The organism is Methanoculleus caldifontis (assembly GCF_032842345.1).
GTDB classification, from domain to species: Archaea; Halobacteriota; Methanomicrobia; order Methanomicrobiales; family Methanoculleaceae; genus Methanoculleus; species Methanoculleus caldifontis.
Map to the genome: position 1 here is coordinate 18,579 of NZ_WBKO01000002.1, position 17,740 is coordinate 36,318.

General features: G+C 63.4%; 10 protein-coding genes. 6 read left to right on the forward strand and 4 right to left on the reverse strand.

Annotated elements, in window-relative coordinates:
* Positions 1-129 precede the first annotated feature (129 nt).
* Positions 130-1,881 (forward strand): PAS domain S-box protein, encoded by a 1,752-nt coding sequence (locus F8E02_RS08965; RefSeq protein WP_317065191.1) that lies wholly within the window; start codon positions 130-132, stop codon positions 1,879-1,881.
* A 3-nt stretch (positions 1,882-1,884) separates the two neighbouring features.
* Here the strand turns inward: F8E02_RS08965 and F8E02_RS08970 are convergent, their stop codons facing one another.
* The 3 genes from F8E02_RS08970 to F8E02_RS08980 form a co-directional block, all read right to left on the reverse strand.
* Positions 1,885-2,247, reverse strand: a complete 363-nt coding sequence (locus tag F8E02_RS08970) for a type II toxin-antitoxin system PemK/MazF family toxin (RefSeq protein WP_317065192.1) — start codon at positions 2,245-2,247, stop codon at positions 1,885-1,887.
* 153 nt (positions 2,248-2,400) lie between these two features.
* Positions 2,401-3,216 carry a hypothetical protein gene (locus tag F8E02_RS08975; protein ID WP_317065193.1) on the reverse strand — a complete coding sequence of 272 codons (816 nt, stop codon included), beginning with the start codon at positions 3,214-3,216 and terminating at the stop codon, positions 2,401-2,403.
* A 90-nt stretch (positions 3,217-3,306) separates the two neighbouring features.
* On the reverse strand, positions 3,307-5,340 hold the full coding sequence (locus F8E02_RS08980; RefSeq protein WP_317065194.1) for a copper-translocating P-type ATPase: 2,034 nt from the start codon (positions 5,338-5,340) through the stop codon (positions 3,307-3,309).
* 500 nt (positions 5,341-5,840) lie between these two features.
* Between F8E02_RS08980 and F8E02_RS08985 the strand changes: the two genes are divergently transcribed.
* Entirely contained in the window at positions 5,841-8,189 is a 2,349-nt protein-coding gene (locus F8E02_RS08985; RefSeq protein ID WP_317065195.1) for a PAS domain S-box protein, read from the forward strand.
* Positions 8,190-8,251: 62 nt separating this feature from the next.
* Positions 8,252-9,115, forward strand: coding sequence for a cupin domain-containing protein (locus tag F8E02_RS08990; protein ID WP_317065196.1), 864 nt, complete (start codon positions 8,252-8,254; stop codon positions 9,113-9,115).
* Between the two features lie 13 nt (positions 9,116-9,128).
* Here F8E02_RS08990 and F8E02_RS08995 read toward each other — a convergent pair whose 3' ends face one another.
* On the reverse strand, positions 9,129-11,054 hold the full coding sequence (locus F8E02_RS08995) for a heavy metal translocating P-type ATPase (protein WP_317065197.1): 1,926 nt from the start codon (positions 11,052-11,054) through the stop codon (positions 9,129-9,131).
* A 320-nt stretch (positions 11,055-11,374) separates the two neighbouring features.
* Here F8E02_RS08995 and F8E02_RS09000 point away from each other — a divergent pair, with 320 nt between their 5' ends.
* The 3 genes from F8E02_RS09000 to F8E02_RS09010 all read left to right on the forward strand — a co-directional run bounded on the left by F8E02_RS09000 (position 11,375) and on the right by F8E02_RS09010 (position 17,640).
* The gene (locus F8E02_RS09000; RefSeq protein WP_317065198.1) at positions 11,375-13,450 is read left to right on the forward strand and encodes a PAS domain S-box protein; all 2,076 of its coding nucleotides are present in this window, start codon (positions 11,375-11,377) and stop codon (positions 13,448-13,450) included.
* A gap of 315 nt (positions 13,451-13,765) precedes the next feature.
* Positions 13,766-15,610 carry an MASE3 domain-containing protein gene (locus tag F8E02_RS09005; protein ID WP_317065199.1) on the forward strand — a complete coding sequence of 615 codons (1,845 nt, stop codon included), beginning with the start codon at positions 13,766-13,768 and terminating at the stop codon, positions 15,608-15,610.
* A gap of 785 nt (positions 15,611-16,395) precedes the next feature.
* A complete protein-coding gene (locus F8E02_RS09010; protein WP_317065200.1) occupies positions 16,396-17,640 on the forward strand; it encodes a flippase in 1,245 nt (414 codons plus the stop codon).
* The last annotated feature ends 100 nt before the right edge of the window (positions 17,641-17,740 follow it).

Sequence of the window (17,740 nt, forward strand, 5' to 3'; positions counted from 1 at the left end):
TCCTGTATGCTCGCTGAAATCCCCATGGAACCCGGATAAACCCGATTTTGGCCCGCGGGCCAGATGGATCCTTTTTTATCCCCCCCGAGCTCATCAACTACAACTACTGCATTTCTGCGCCGGAGAGAGATGACAGAACCATACCGTGACCGGGTATCCTGCTATCCTGCAGTGCTCGACGCTTTCGACGAAGGATTTCTCGTGGTAAGCGGTGACCGGAAGGTCCTCCGGTACAACCCGGCTCTCGCGCGCGCCCTTGCCATCCGGCAGGAAGAGGCCGTCGGGATGGACCTCCACTCTCTCTTCTGCAGGTACCTCTTCCCCCTCATCGAGGACGAGGCCGCCGGAGAACTGCTCTTGCAGGCTCTCGATAACGGCGCGGATCTTCCCTTGGTCCTCTGTCGTATCCGGACCTCCGAAGGCGTCCGGCGCCGGCTCTCGATCTCGGCTGCACCGATGGGGAACGCATCCGGAGAACGGCTCATCAGGGTCCGCGACGTGACCGGAGATTGCTACGCGCACAACTTCATGACCGCGCTCGACCGGTCGCCGGTGGTCGTCTTTGCGCAGGATGAGGAGCTCCGCTATATCTGGTCCTACAACCAGCAGCTGGGGTCCACCGATGCATCCGTCATCGGCATGCAAGACGAGGATCTCTTCCTGCCGGACGAGGCGGCGCGCCTCACCGCGCTCAAACGGCGGGTTCTCGAGACCGGGGAGATCCTGCGGGCGGAGACGACGCTCACCGTCGGAGGCGAGTCGCACGTCCGGGATCTGACATTAAAGCCGCTTCTCGATGAAGGGGGTGGGGTTGCCGGGGTGATCGGGACGGCCTTTGACGTGACCGAGAGGCACCGGGCGGAGGAAGCGCTCCAGGTAAAGACTGACGAGCTGAAGAAGAGGGTGGACGAACTCCGGTGCCTGTATGCCGTCACGCACCTCATCGAGGTGCCGGGGATCACGCCCGATGGGTTTCTGCAGGCGGTTGTGGACATTCTCCCCTCGGGCTGGCGGTACCCGGAGGAGACGGCGGTGCGGATCCGGGTCGAGGACCGGGAGTATCGCCGGGGCGATCCGGGAGCAGTTCTCTCGAAGCAGGAGAGCCCGATCATCGCCAGCGGTGTTCCGGTGGGTGAGGTCGAGGTAGGATACGTCCGCGAGAGACCCGATGCTGCCGAAGGCCCGTTCCTGCGGGAAGAGCGAATGCTGCTCGACGCCGTTGCGAGGAGAATCGGCCGCGTCATCGAGCGGATGCAGGTCGAGACGGCGCTCCAGGAGAGCGAGGAGAAGTTCCGGGGTATTGCCCAGCGGAGTTTCGACCTCATCGTCACGTCTTACCTCGACGGGGGGTTGAACTACATCTCGCCGGCGATGGAGCGGATACTCGGGTACTCGCCCGAAGAGATGAGGGGGACCGGGTGGGAGGACTACATCCTCCCTCAGAGTCTCCCTGTCTGGGAGCGGGGGCGCCGGAGAGTGCTCCGGGGCGAGCAGGTCGAAGGGCTCCAGGTCGCGGTCCGGCGGAAGGACGGGGAGACCGTAACGCTGGAGTTGAACGAGTCGCCGATCTTCGAGAAGAGAGCGGTGGTGGGGTTCCAGGCCGTCGGGAGGGATATCTCCGAGCGGATCCTGTACGAGCGGCTCCGGGAGCAGGCGCTCGATATGACCGAGCGGAATATCGCTCAGTTCGCGGTCCTGGCCGATCACGTCCGCCATCCCCTTCAGGTGATCCTCGGTACGGCCGACCTGCTCGACGACGAGGTGGCCGCAGAGAAACTCCGGGAGCAGGTCCGCAGGATCGACACGCAGATCAGCCACCTGGACCAGGAATGGGTGGAGTCCCGGACGATCCGGGAGTTCCTGAAACGCTATGAACTCTGAAGATTACCGGCGGTGCGGCTTCCTTTGGGGCGAGCGGTCTCTTTCCGGCAACGTCTCCCGGATAGCGGCGAGCGTCCCGGGGAGCAGCGTGCCTTTCTTCGCGACGACGTCTGCCGGCCGGATGGTGGAGGCATACGCGGTCAGGGCGTAACTCTCCCCGAAGAGGTCGAGCCCGCCCCGGGCAAAGTCTTCGAGCGAGATCGGGACTGAAGGTCCGTCGAAGGACGGGCTGCTCGATACCGGACAGACAAACAGGTCGCCGCTCTCTCTCGCAGAAACAACGACCACCGGGCGTACCTTCCATGCGTCGAGACGTCCGATGCGCACGGAGGCCAGAAGAACGTCGCCGCCGGCGTAATGCCCCATGTACGTATAGATTGCCCCGGAACCGATAAGAGGCTTGTTCCTGTTCTGCGGGTGCGGGATGGAGGTGCCCGTGCCCGGAACGGCAGGAGGAACCGTTTCGGGGCGGGCGTGAGGATGCTAAAACAGGGGGAGGGAGCGTCGCTCTGCAGGCTGTTACTGTGTCTTTCCTTTCGCTTTTCCGCCGGATTGCTGTTCTGCCTCACCGGACTTGTGCTGACTCTTCACCTTCTCTTTCCCGTCGCCGTTCTCACCCTTGTTCCCGTTGCCGGGGTTGATCACGGAGACGGTACCGCTACCGGCCACCGGGATAGTGCCGTTCTCCCCCGTCAGGCTGCCGGTCACGGTGAGGGTATTGTCGCCGGCGGCGAGATCGAGGTCCTGCCGGTTGTATTTCAGGATGAGCGTGCCACCGTCCTTCATACAGAAGTTGACTCTCTCAGGCGTCGCGTTGCCTATCGTGAACGCGGAGGGGTCTGGTAGCGTTGCATGTCTGTTGCCGGCATCGCTAAAGCCGAACCATTCCGCAAGACTGACGAAGATCGTCATGGCGCCGTTGCTCTTCTGGTTCAGGGTCTGGGGGGCGACCTTCACCTCGACAGGCTTCGGGCTCACGGTCACGTTCAGGGTGTCGCGGGCGACGGTGCCCGTGGCGTTGTTTGCGACCTCTACCGTGACGCTGTAGGTCCCGGCAGCGAGGTAGGTCCAGGTATCCAGTATGGTGGCGTTGCGGTCGTCATCCAGGACGATCTCCGGTTCCGTCGTTCTCGTGCCCCAGTCGATGGAGGCGCTCATGTTCTCGATGTCAAGGGCGTCCGTGTCGTTGCAGACGGCGAGGATGGTGACCGGTTCGCCTGCGAGGACGGTGCGGTCGCCTCCTGCGTCGATTGTGAGGGCGGCCTGCACGGCCGGAACCGCCACGGCAAGGGCGAGCAGCAGTATGACGATTCGGATCGGTGTATCATGTCTCATGGGAACTCGTCTCCGAAAGATACTTGGCGCCCTCCCCTATTTGACCGCATTGAGCTCCCTGGTTCAACCGATCACCCGGCTGGTGCCGGCCTATAGCCGGAGCAGCCGGGCGTTGATCGCGACGATGACGGTGCTTGCGCTCATCAGCACCGCACCGACCGCCGGCGTGAGGACGATCCCTGCGCCGAAGAGCACACCGGCCGCAAGCGGGATGGCGACGGCGTTGTAGCCGGTCGCCCAGAAGAGGTTCTCAAGCATCTTCCGGTAGGTCTTCCTGGCGAGCCCGATGACCGCCGCGGCGTCGCGGGGGTCGCTCCTCACGAGGACGATATCGGCGCTCTCCACGGCCACGTCGGTCCCGGCCCCGATGGCGATCCCGACGTCGGCCTCGACGAGCGCGGGGGCGTCGTTGATCCCGTCGCCCACCATCGCCACCCGGTATCGTTCCTGCACCTCGCGGATCTTTGCCGCCTTCTCGTGGGGGAGGACCCCGGCGAAGAACTCGTCGAGACCGAGCTCCCCCGCGACCCACGCGGCGACATCGCGGTTGTCGCCGGTCAGCATCATGCACCGGACGCCCATCTCCCTGAGCCTCTCTATCGCCTCCCTTGATTCCGGCCGGATGATGTCCGCGAGCGCGAGCGCCCCCGTGAGCCGCTCGTCCTCGAGCAGGAAGACGACGGTCTTGCCCTGGCGCTGGAGCGTCTCGACCTGCCCGTCCCCGGCCGCTATCCCCTTTTCAGCGAGGTAGCCGGGACCGACCACCCGGACGGCCCGGCCGGCGGCCGTTCCCTCGACGCCCTTGCCCGGGATCGCCCGGAAGTTCTCGAGCGGGAGGAGGGAGAGGCCCCGCTCCTCCGCGCTCCGGACCACGCCCCGGGCGATCGGGTGTTCGGAGTGCGCTTCCACTGTCGCTGCCGCCTGGATCACGTCATTTTCCGTCGCGCCGCCGAAGGCGAGGACATCGGTGACCCCGAACCTCCCCGTCGTGAGGGTGCCGGTCTTGTCGAAGACGACCGCCTGGAGGTCCCTCGCCCGCTCGAACGCGCTTCGGTCCCGGATCAGGAACCCCGATTGGGCGGCGATCGCCGTCGAGACCGCGATCACCAGCGGGACGGCGAGGCCGAGCGCGTGCGGGCAGGCGATGACCATCACGGTCGCGGCCCGCTCCACTGCAAACCCGATCCCCTGGCCGAGGGCGAACCATCCTGCAAACGTCGCCGCACCGACCGAGAGGGCGATCACCACGAGGAAGAAGGCCGCCCGGTCGGCAAGGTCCTGGGTCCGCGATCGGCTCTCCTGCGCCTTCCGCACGAGGTCGATCACCTGTGCGAGGTAGGTCTCCGCCCCCGTCTTCTTGACCTCGACGACGACCGAGCCCTCGCCGTTGATCGCGCCGCCGATGACCTCGTCTCCGGGTCCCTTCTCCACCGGCATCGACTCACCGGTGAGCATCGCCTCGTTGACGCTCGTTGTTCCCTCGATGACCGCGCCGTCCACCGGCACCTTCTCGCCGGGGCGGACGAGGACCCGGTCGCCCGGCACGAGCCGGTCGACGGGCACGTCCTCCGTCCCCCCGTCGCGGACCCGGTGCGCCTCCGACGGCATCACCCGGACCAGTTCCTCGAGCGCCCGCGACGCCCCGAGCACCGAGCGCATCTCGACCCAGTGGCCGAGGAGCATGATGTCGATCAGGGTGGCAAGTTCCCAGAAGAACCCCTCTTCGCCGACGATACCGAGAACGACCGCCGAACTGTAGACGTAGGCGACGGTGATCGCGACGGCGATGAGCGTCATCATGCCGGGCCTCCGCTCCCGGAGCTCGCTCACGATCCCGACGAGAAACGGCCAGCCGCCGTAGAGGTAGACCACGGTGGCAAGAGCGAGGAGGACGTAATCCGAGCCCGGAAATACGATGGTGATACCGAGCAGCGCCTGGATCGGCTCTGAGAGGAGGAGGATCGGGATCGTGAGGATGGACGAGACGATGAACCGCCGCCGGAAATCCTCGAGGGCGTGGTGGTGCGGCTTACCGGGCCGGTGGGTCCGGGGCGGCTCCTGCCTGCTCGCCTCCTCAAGTTGCGTCTCGTACTGCCGCCCGGTCTCCCCGTGTTCGTGGTCCATATCAGTCCCCTGCTCCTCCGGAGCCCCTCTTCAACGATCGTTTCGCGCTCATAACGCCTCCAGGGCAGATTTATTGTCCGGTTTTCAGCCGGGCGAACGTCATAACTCGCCCGCTGAGCGGGAATACGGCAGCCCTCCCGGCAGGGGGCATGAGCCCGCCATGGTGGTGAAGTAGCCGGAGGTGACGTAAAGATGCCGGGCCATCCCGGGTACGGGTGCGTTCCCCTCTGCACCGCCATCGGCCGCGCGCAGATGCAGGAATGCCGGACTTGCGCCCCCTGTATCCGGCGGATCGTGCAGATCCTCCGGAAGGAATGAACAGGATTATAAACCTATAAGCAGCAGCATACTGCTCGTAGTCGGACGAACCTGCCCGCAGGAGTGATGAATCCCCTCAAATTCCCCTAAACAGAACCCGGATTCATCCTGATCGCGTGGGAATGTTTTATTTGCACGTGGTATAAAAGTCCCCTCAGAGTAATGGAAGGTGTTCCCGGCCAATGGACGAAAGCAGATCCGTATACGGCGATATCCCTGCGCTCTCCGCTATTCTCGACGCGCTCGGCGAAGGGCTGCTCGTCGTCGGCCCCGACAACCGGATAGCCTGCGCCAGCAGGCACCTGGGGCAGATCTTCGGCATCGACCGGGACACTCTCGGCGGGACCGACGCGGACCTCTTCGTCCGCCAGGTCCTTGCACCCCGGATCTCCGGGACGTCGTCCCTTGCCGGGCTTGCTGCGTTCATCTCCGGCCGCCTCCAGACTGCAGACATCCCGTGCACGTTACTATCTGCTGGCGGAGAGGAGAAGTTCTGCTGCTCGTGCAGGGTCGTCGACGAGGAGCCCCTCCGGGGTATGCGGGTCGTCCGTCTCCTGCCCGATACTTCAGGGTCGCAGAGAGGTTCCGGCCGGAGGTGGATCGAGGAGGCCCTGCGGCAGAACGAGGACTGGCACCGGTTCCTGGTCGAGAACCTGAACGAGGGTTTCGGGCTGATCGATAGGGAGGGCGTCGCGGTGTTTGCCAACCGGAGGATGGCCGAGATCGTCGGCTACCCCGTCGCCGATATCATCGGGGCCCCGGTCTCCGCGTTTGTCGACGGGGAGGGGGCCCGGTGCCTGAACGAGTACCTGAAGAGCCTGGATCAGGCACCGCACGAAGTATTTGAGATCGACCTGATCCGTAAGGGCGGTGCCCGCGTCCATACGCTGATGGCGACTACCCCGATCCTCGATGCCTCCGGTGCCTGCCGGGGGTTCCTGGCCGGGGTCCAGGATATTACGCCCTTGAAACGGATGGAGATACAACTCCGGGAGAGCGAGGAGAAGTACCGCTCGCTCGTCGAGCTCTCGGCCGAAGCGACCCTGATCCACCGTGACGGTACAATTGTGTACGTCAATCCTGCCGGCGTGCGGCTCCTCGACGCGCGGGGTCCCGATGAGATTGTCGGGAGGGCCGTCCTCGACATCGTCCACCCCGAAGCCCGGGATCTCATCCGGGCCCTCTCGGTGCGGGACCTCCTGGGGGAGGAGACGCCGCTCGTCGAGATCCCCATCCTCAGGCCCGACGGGACGACGGTCCCCGTCGAGGGGAGGGGTACGCGGACGCTCTTTGAGGGCAGACCTGCAGTCCAGGTCGTCGTGCGGGACGTCACCTACAGGAAACAGGCGGAGGAGCGGCTGCAGGCGAGCAACCGGCACCTCCTGTTGCTGAACCGGATCGTCGGCACCTCAGCGTCGGCCAAAACGCCCGGCGAGCTCCTGGAGACGGCGCTCGATCAGACGCTCGACCTCCTCGGCTACGACGGCGGCGCCGTTTACCTCCCCGGAGCCGGACGGCGCGGGATCGCGCTCCTGCACGAGCGGGACATGCCTGGTGCGTGCCGGGAACTGGCGGTGGACCTCCTTGAGGCGTCGTGGACAGGCCCGGGCGCCGCCCTCCCCTGTTATCTTGAGTCCGGCGGAAGTCCGGGCACCCCGGACTCCTGTCTCCTCCGGGACTTCGGGTTCGCCGCACTTGCCTGCGTCCCGCTCGTCGTCGAGCCCGACACCGTCGGAGCGCTCCTCATCGGCAACAGGGAGAGAGTATCCTTTTCCCCCGAAGAGCGCGCGCTCCTCGAGGCGATCGGACGGGAGATCGGGGTCGGTATCCTCCGGGGGATGCTCTACCAGAGGCTCGAGGCGGCAAACCGGGAGGCGAACCTCTACCTCGATATCCTCACCCACGATATCCGGAACGCCGACAACGTCGCAAACATCTACGCCGACATCCTCATCGGGGAGCTCGATGGCGAGCCCGCCCGACATGCCCGGAAGCTGAAGGACGGGATCAGAAAGAGCATCGAGATCACCGCAAACGTCGCGACCATACGAAAGATCCACAAGAGCAGGACGGGGCTTGCGCCTCTCGACCTCGACGCGGTCGTCCGGGATGAGATCGCCCACTATCCCGACCTTCGCATCGCCTACGACGGGCTGCCCGTGCAGGTCCTCGCCGACGACCTCCTGCCCGAGGTGCTCACGAACCTCATCGGCAACACCGCGAAGCACGGCGGGCCGGGCGTCGAGGTCACGATCTCGGTCGAAGATCTGGACGGCGAAGTCCGTATCTCGGTCGCCGACACCGGACCCGGCATCCCTGATGAGGCGAAGGAGGCCATCTTCTACCGGTTCGAGCGGGAGGGGGGCAGGAGGGGGAGCCAGGGGCTCGGCCTCTCGATCTGCCGGATGCTCACCGCCCGCTACGGCGGCAGGATCTGGGTCGAGGACCGGGTCAGGGGGCATCCGGAGCAGGGCGCGACGTTCCGGTTCACCCTCAGGAACGCCGGACGCGGAGGAAGTACCTCCGTCTGAGCGTTCCCGTGCATGCCGCTCCGGACGATCGGGTTTATTCCTCCCGTCGTAAACATTTTACCATGTATCGAATCGTTTCTCTTCTCTTTGTCTGCATCCTCCTCTCCGCCGGATGCCTCGCCGCAGACGATTCTCCGGCAGGGGCGGGTGTCAGCCTGCTGGCCCCGGTTGACCCGATACCCATATTCGACGGCCAGGCAACCTACTCCGGGATCATCGGCAATGAGACGCCGCAGATCCGGGCAAACTACAGCATGGGACACGTCGCCGTCGCACCGGGCAACGCGACGCCGCCGCACCGCCTGCTTGGGACGGCGGAACTCGTCTACGTGCTCGATGGTACGGCGGAGATACGCTGCGACAACGAGACGGTGACCGCCCGCGAGGGAGAGACTGTGCTCCTGCCGGAAGGGGTGCTGCAGTCGATAGCCTCGGCCGGGGATACCGATCTCCACTACATCACCGTGAGCCAGCCGGCCTACACGCCCGAGATCGAGATATCGGGGGACGAGCTTGACCTGATCAGCGTGAAGACAGACTGTGCCCCGTTCGTCGTTCCTGATCCCCGGAAAGGGATCGAGTGGAACGCCACGTCCGATGCGGTCGTCTACACCCTCTTGAACCCGGTGCTGATGAGCGACCTTGCTCTCCCGATCAACTACAGCCTCGCGTACGGCGAGCTCCAGCCGGGCGGCTACCTGGGTTACGACGGTATCGCCGGCTCGTCCGACCTGATCTACGTGATCGAGGGGGAACTTGAGGTCGTCACGCCCGACGGGGCGGCGGTCAGGGTCCCCGCGGGGAGTGCCGCGTACGTCCCGCCGGACCTGGTGAAGACGTCCCGGAACGCCGCGGAGACGGTGACGAAGATCCTCTCGTTCGTCGACCCGGCATGGACAGAAGAGAAGACCGGCCTCTGGAAGTGAGGCACCTCTTTTTTTATTGCTCTGCGTCGGGCCGGCCTATCCGGAGAGCGTTGGCGATGACCGCAAGCGAGAGCCCCATATCCCCGAACGCCACCGCCATCCAGAGGGTGACGAGGCCGAGGACGGCGAGCCCGGCGATGCCGAGTTTCACGACGAGCGCTGCTACGACGTTCTGCCGGACGACCGAGACCGTCTTCTCCGAGAGGGCGACAAGGTAGGCGACCCGGGCGATGTCGTCCTCCATCACGACGACATCGGCCGCCCCGATCGCGACGTCCGACCCGATCGCCCCCATCGCGACCCCGACGTTCACCCGGGCCAGCGCCGGCGCATCGTTCACGCCGTCGCCGACCATCACCACGAGCCCGTAGCGGTCCATCAGGTGCTCGACCATCGCCACCTTCTCCTCGGGGAGGAGGCCGGCATGGCACTCGTCGATCCCGAGACGGCGGGCAACCGCTTCCCCGACACGTTCGTTGTCACCGGTGAGCATCACCGTCCGGATCCCCCGCGACTTCAGGTCGGCCACGGTCTTTATGGCGTTCTCCCGGATCACGTCCGAGAGGGCGACGAGCCCGATGACCGCCGAATCGGTGCCGACAAGGACGACCGTCTTTCCCTCGCTCTCCAGCCGGTCATACGTCTCCTGCCATGCGCCGCTGTCGCGGCCCGCGAGGAGCGCCTCGTTCCCGACAAGGTAGGTCGCACCCCCGATCGTTCCCCGGACGCCTCTGCCGGTGATCGAGACGAACTCCTCCACATCCCGGAGAGCGATCCCCTCCTTCTCTGCCCGCCGCACGATCGCCTCCGCAACGGGGTGGCCGGAGCGGGACTCAAGCGACGCGGCGAGGGCGAGCACCTCCTCTGCCGGTATGCCGAAGCCGACCAGATCGTCCACCTTGAGCCTCCCGGTCGTGAGGGTGCCGGTCTTGTCGAAGACGACCACCCGGGCGGTCCCCACGGCCTCGAGGGAGTCCCGGCCCTTGATGAGCACGCCGTTGTGGGCCGCGGTCGTGATCCCCGATACCATCGAGACCGGGGTGGATATCGCGAGGGCACAGGGGCAGGCGATGACGAGGAGGATCAGCGCCCGGTAGAACGCCTCGAGAAACGGGACGCCGAGGGCGAGCGGCGGGACGACGACGAGGAGGGCGGCCGTGAGGATGACCGCCGGGGTGTAGTAACGGGAGAACCGCTCGATGAACGCCTCGGTGGGAGAGGTATGGGCCTGGGCCTCCGCGACCAGGGCCACGACCCGGGCTATCGTGCTCTCCTCTTCGGGCTTCGTCACCCGGATCTCGAGGTAGCCCTCGACGTTCCGGGTCCCGGCGTAGACGGCGTCCCCGACGCCCTTCGCCACCGGGACGCTCTCCCCGGTGATCGCCGCCTGATCGACCGAGGACGCGCCGGCGGTGACGATGCCGTCGAGCGGGACGGTGTCGCCCGGTCTCGCGACCGCGGTCTCCCCGACGCCTACCTCGCCGACCCTGACGGTCACTTCCTCGCCGTCCCGCCTGATGCGGGCCGTCTGCGGCGCGAGATCGAGGAGGGAGGCGATCGAGCGCTCCGCTCTCCCGGCGGCGTACTCCTCCAGGTACTCGGCGACGGCATAGAGGTAGAGGACGGTCGCCCCCTCCGCAGGGTTCCCGGTCAGGAACGCACCGGCCGACGCGATGGATATGAGGACGGCGATGCTGAACCGGAGCCGGATCAGGGCGAGGAACCCGGCTCTCAGGGTGCCGTAACCGGATAGGACCGCGGCGGCGAGCAGGAGGGCGGTGCCGGCGAGGGGATACGGGGTGAAGTAGCCGACGAGTATTCCTGAGAGAAGGAGGGCCCCCGAGATCGTGAAGACCGCGATCTCCCGGCGGCCGGGAGCGGGTCTCCGGACCGGAGAGACTCCCACCCGGCAGTGTGGGCACGCCTCATCGCCGGCCACGGTCCGCCTCCGAAGACTTCCCGGCCTCCCGGGTGCAGGACTCCAGCATACTGCAGGAGGTAGGCCATGCCCTGCATAAAAGTAGTGTTCCGGATCATCCGCGGGCGATCCCGGGATGAGTCTGTCCGTTCTGCAGATGACAGTTCTGCAAATGGTAACCATTATGGGGGGATCACTCGAATTGTTCTGCAATTGTCCCGGGAGGTCTCCCGGACCACCCGGTGCACTGTTGTGCCCCGGCACAGGGCGTCTCCCGCGGGTGGCGCCCGAAACGATGCGTGAGGGCGCATGATCCCCCGGAGCCTTTCCCGGACCGAGCCATGAGAGCAACCGACATACCGAGAACAGCGCAGAGCGATCACGAAGAGACGGAGTCCTGCAGCGTCTGGATCTGCGGGCCCGGGGGAGAGGCTCTCTCTCTCCCGGACTCCTGCCCCGGACTCATCGGGACGCCGCTCGAGGTATGCCGGGGTCCGGAATGGGTGGAGAGCCTTCATCCGGAGGATCTGGATGCCGTAGTCACCGGGTGGAAGGAGTGTCTTGCCGCCGGGACGCCGTGGAGGTGCAACTACCGTATCAGGGACCCCGACGGGGAGTACCGGGCCGTCGCGAGCGCGGGAGTTCCTGTCAGGGACACCGCCGGCCGGGTGCTCTTCTGGGTGGGGATCAATGTTGACCTCATCGGCCGGACGAAAAATTCCGGGGTGCTTCGCGCCGTAAGCAGCATCGTGGAGTGGTCCGGAGTCTCGCTCGACGAGACCCTCCGGGTCGCCGCCGCCGTCCTGCCCGCCGGCTGGCTCAGCCCGGAGGATGCCGCCGTCCGGATCACGGTCGAAGGCCGGGAATACCTGTCGCCCGATTTTACCGAGACTCCGTGGCGGCGGGAAAGCCCGATCCTGGTCCGGGGCAGGACAGTCGGGAAGGTGGAGGTCTACTGCCGCCACGAGCGATGCCTGGACGGAGGAGGGCCGGTTCTCGCCGACGGGCGCCGCCTGATCGACGCCGTCGGTGCGAGGCTCGGCCGGATCGTCGAGCAGGTACAGGCGGCTGCGGTGAGCGAGGAGCGCTACCGGTTCCTCTACGAGCAGATGCTCGAGAGTTACACCCTCTATGAGGTCGTCCGGGACAGTGAGGGGAACCCTGTCGACTACCGGATAGTCGAACTGAACGAGAAAGCGGCCGGCGTCTTCTGCCGGGGCCGTGAGGAGCTGGTCGGCCGGCGGCTCTTCGACGTCTTCCCGGCGATCAGCGAGGGAGCCCGGGACCTCTACGGTGAGGTCGCGGAACGGGGCGCTCCGATGCGCCGGCGGCTGCAGGAGCCCGGGAGCGGGCGGTGGTACGATCTCTATATCTTCCGCCCGGAGGCTGGAAGGCTCGCCGTCGTCGGGCAGGAGATCACCGGTCAGAAGAAGGCGGAACAGGCCCTCCGGGAGAGCGAGGAGCGGTTCCGGGGGATATTCGAGCAGGCCGGGACCGGGATTGCGCTCATCGACCCCGAAGAGTGGATCCGGGAGGTGAACCCGGCGTTCGTGCGGATCTTCGGCTACAGCGAGGAGGAACTCTGCACCATGCGGTTTGTGGACCTGGTCCACCCGGCGGAGAGGGAGGATGCCGGGGATATCCTGGGCGAGAGCGTCCCCCGGGAGGGGCGTTACGTGACGAAGGACGGCCGGACAGTCTGGGGAAGGCTGACCACGTCCCCGCTCCGCGACCGGGAAGGAAGAGAACTCGTCATCGCGATGGTGGAGGACGTCACCGGCCGGCGGGAGATGCAGAACGCTCTGCTCGCGAGCGAAGAACGGTTCCGCATGATCGCCCAGCGAAACTTCGATATGATCTTCATCTGCCATGCCGAACGCGGGATCACCTACATCTCCCCGGCAGTGACGAGGATCCTCGGCTATGCCCCCGAAGAGATGACCGGCCGGCGATGCAGAGAGTACCTCATCGGGAAGACGCTCCCCGGATGGCAGCAGATGCGGCGCCGGGTCGCGCGGGGCGAATCCGTCGAGGGGTTCATCGTGGAGTTCCGCCGGAAGGACGGGACGGCGGCCGCCATCGAGATGAACTGCTCGCCGATCACCGAGGACGGAGTCGCGACCGGCGTCCAGGTTGTCGGGCGGGACGTCTCGGACAGGAGGCGCCACGAGGCCCTGCGGCTCCAGGCATTCGAGCAGATCGAGCAGAACATCGAGCAGTTCGCGGTTCTCGCGGACCATATCCGCCTGCCCCTCCAGGTGATCCTCGGCACGGCGGACCTGCTCGACGATGGGCCGGCCTCTGAGAAGATCCGGGCGCAGGTGGAGCGGATCAACGGGATCGTGAAGCAGCTCGACGAGGGCTGGGTCGAGTCGCGCGAGATCCGGGAGTTCCTGCGGAGGAACGAGCTGGTATAACTGGAACGCCGAAACTCCTCTCAGGACCGGCTCGCTTCCCCGGAAAGTTCCTCACCGACCACTTTTTTGAGCAAATAACTGTTATCGCCGGGTCATCCTCTCAGTTAACTTAAAGATGAATTATATGATATAATATGAATAAAATTCCGCGGGCATTGCCGGGACCAACGGGGCACCCGGGCAAGGCGGTTCGCTCCAGAGGAGAGGTTTAGGGGTTCGACCGCCGCCCCCGGCCGCCCGATAGAGCGGGACCGTGCAGGACGGCAGCACGCGGTCAATCCGGCGCGAGCAGAAGAGCATTCAGAGGAGGGACAGATGGAACAGAACGTCACCGGATCCGGTATAGGAAAGTCGACGGTAGCCTTTGCGGCGCTTCTCGCCGCCCTCGCAGCGACCAGCCTCTACAACTACCTCCTCTTCCACACCTTCGCCGAGCTCGTCGCCGCCGCGATAGCGATCGCCGTCTTCACCGTCGCCTGGAACGCCCGGACGATGCGGGAGAACAGTTACCTCCTCGTCACCGGCACCGGGCTCCTCTTCGTGGCCGGGCTCGGGTTGATCCACACCCTCGCCTACGACGGGATGGGTGTCTTTGCCGGCTACGACGCGAACCTCCCGACGCAGCTCTGGATCGCCTCGCGCTACCTTCTCGCGGGGACACTGCTCGCCGCGCCCATCCTGCTCCGGAGGAACCCGGCTCCCCGGCAGGTCTTTGCCGCGTTCGCAGGAGTTGCCGGCGCCCTCCTCATCTCCATCTTCGTCGTCCCGGTCTTTCCCGACTGCTACGTCGAGGGGACCGGGCTGACGCCCTTCAAGATCTGGAGCGAGTACGTCATCGCGGCCCTCCTCGCCGTCGGTGCCGTCGCCGTCTACCGGCTGCGAGAGATCTTCTCACCCCGGGTGGCGGCCCACCTCACCGCCGCCATCGTGGTGCTGATCGCCTCGGAACTCGCCTTCACGCTCTACATCAGTGTCTACGGCCCCGCGAACATGATCGGCCACCTCCTGATGGTGCTCGCATACGGCCTGATCTACCTGGGATTCGTCGAGACCGGGATCCGCCAGCCCTACGCGCTGGTCTTTGCCGGCCTGAAAAACAGCGAGGAGCGGCTGCGGCGCGAGAAGGACCGGCTCGGCCAGTACCTGGATATCGCCGGCGCCCTCTTCGTCGTCATCGATAGAGGCGGGCGGGTCTCTCTCATCAACCGCCGGGCGTCCGAGGTCCTCGGCTACCCGGCAGACGCGGCCGTGGGCGAGGTCTGGATCGAGCGGTTCATCCCCCCGGAGGAGCGGGAGCGGACAGCAACGCTTTTTTCCGGGCTGCTGGATGGCGAGATCGGACCTGCGGAGTACATGCAGGCGCCGGTCCTCACTGCGGACGGGAGCGAGCGGATCATCGCGTGGCACACCACCGTGCTCCGGGACGAGACCGGTGCTGTCTGCGGGACGCTCAGTTCCGGCGAAGACATCACCGAGCGGCAGCGCGCCGAGGAGGCGCTCCGGCAGGCGAACGCGAAGTTAAACCTCCTCTCAGGGATCACCCGCCACGACATCCTCAACCGGATCACCGTCGCCCGCGCCTACATCGACTTCGCCGCGGAGGACAGCACGGATCCCGTCATCCGGGCTCACCTGGAGCGTGCCCGGGCCGCCGTCGGCGAGATCCAGAAGCAGGTCGAGTTTTCCCGGGACTACCAGGACATGGGGGTCGCGGCGCCCGTCTGGCAGCGGCCGGCAGACCTCATCCGCGAGAGCGCCCGCGACCTCGCCCTCCCGGCGGACGTCCGGGTCCGGGCGGACCTCGGGGACCTCGAGATCTACGCGGACCCGATGGTGAAGAAGGTCTTCTTCAACCTCATCGACAACGCCGTCCGGCACGGCGGGAAGGTGACGGAGGTCCGGTTCTCGTGCGTACGATCCGGGCCGGATCTGACGATCGTCTGCGAGGACGACGGCAACGGGATCCCTGAGGGGGAGAAGGAGGCGATCTTCCGCGAGACGTATAAGCGCCGGTACGGGCACGGGCTGTTCCTGGTCGCGGGGATTCTCGGGATTACGGGGATGACTATTCGGGAGACGGGGGTTTTTGGAGAGGGGGCGCGGTTTGAGGTTAGGGTGGTGAATGGGGGGTGGCGAGGTGAGGAAGAGCAGGGGCCCTGAACTCGATAGACGGCGGCGTGTTTCTCTGGCGAGAAATATTGACTTGGCTAACCGTCATTGTTCTCCATTTGTTTCACACAACTGACAGGCGTACCGCGCACGAAAAACCCTGATAGTCATCAATGGCCCGACAGATTCCGTTTCCTTTCGTCCACTGCGCACATCTGGCAGAGCAGCCATTCATTTCCGCAGTCTGCTTCTACAAACTCGTTAGCATGCGATCGACTTTCGGTTATTAGATTTGCAGGGTATAACTCTGCTTTTCCCTCGTCACATCTGCATGAAAGGCCTTACATTTAAATATTATAATCTCTGGACTACCCTTACACTGACAGAGACCTATCAGGAAGACTCTTTATGGCGCCAGCAAAAGATACAACAGTCTGTACCGTTAGTTTAGGTTGTATTAACTATTCCTTTGTTGATATCTTCTCTCGGCGCCTCAGGTCAATCGGCTATGATCCCAATGTGAACGAGGTCATCTCGATCCATGCGAAATCCGATAATAAGGTTCTTGCCACCATAGACTCGGTCATAATCTGCGAGGCGAATGTCGTGATCAGTGCCGTTTCCACCCATGTGACAAAAGCCAAAAATCCCGAGATATCCTGTGTAATACCAGTCGCTGACGGTAATCGATGGTTTAGATCATGATTGATCGTCTAATAGAATGGCAACGTTACTTGCTGAGCACAAGCATCATACATGCCTTCTCGCAACTTTTTGGAGGTCTAATATCGCTCCTTTATGAAAAAATATTCCATGAGTCAGCAGGCGCGGAGGCAATGAAGTTTGCCAAGAATCTATCTTACGTGGGCCTAGGCACAATATTGTCAACAATATTTTCATTCTCGTATAACATCATCGCAGGGCGAGTGCTCGGCCCCGCCGGATATGGTGGTTTCACGCTTGTCCAATCCATCGCCATGTTCTTGTATATTCCCATGCTTTTAGGGCTGAATACTGCTATGATAAAATATTGTGCAGAGAGCAGAGATCTGTACCAGCAACGCAAAATTATCTCAACGACGTATGGCGTCGTCATCGGCCTGACTATAGTTACACTACTGCTCTATGGCGTCTTTAGATATCAGATTGCAGATGTCTTCTCTGTAAGTCAAGAAATCATCGCAATATCGGTTCTTTTTGCATTGCTTTTTGTATACTACACTCTGGCAATCAGTAGCCTCCGTGGTCTGCACCAGATGAAGGATTATGCGGTCTTTCAGCCGATCTACGGGGTTACGCTGTTGTCGGCGCTTCTAGTTTTCATTTATATCCAGTTCAATTCCTTTAAAGCAATGGTTTACGCGACATGTCTTGCCTACGGGATAGTCGGGTCTATTATCGTACTGATATTCCTCAGAAAACACCTGTCGTTTATCATCGACCGTTCATGGCTTTCGACACTATGGAAATATAGTTCGGTGGCGGTCATAGGGGGGATATCCTTCACTCTCTATACCAGCATCGACCGGATTATGATCAACTACTACATGGATGTTGAGAGTGTGGGAATCTACGGGGTGTATTATTACGCATCGTTCACGGTGTTAATGCTGATCTCAGGAGTATTTACAACTGTTTTCTTCCCAACATCGTCAAAGACGCATGATAAAAGGGCACTCTACGCGAAACTCAATAAATTTGTTCCGTATTTACTGATTCTGGGGGTGCCGGCAGCGTTACTAGGTGAGTACATTATTTTACGACTGTTTGGGGAGGGCTATCCTATACAACTTCCACTCATGCTTGTATTTGCGGTCGCCGCAATTCTGGTGACATGGTATGAGATATATGCATGGTTTTTTAACTCAGAGGGGATACAGGGATCTAAATTAACAGTCTCTGGGACGTTGATCATTGCAATCGCAAACATCGTCTTAAATCTCATACTTATCCCACGATTCGGGCTTTACGGTGCTATTGGGGCAACAGCACTCGCTTTCGCACTCGGTCTAGGCTACAACTTCTACCGGGGGAAAAGATTCTTCACCAGAAGGTTGGCCCAACAGCATCTGCGAAATTGAAATTAACTTAGATTGAAGCTTTACCATAGGGACGAAGTTAGAAATTGACGGCGATAAGGCGCAGAGACATATATTATATAGCAGAGTGATAAGGCTGCGA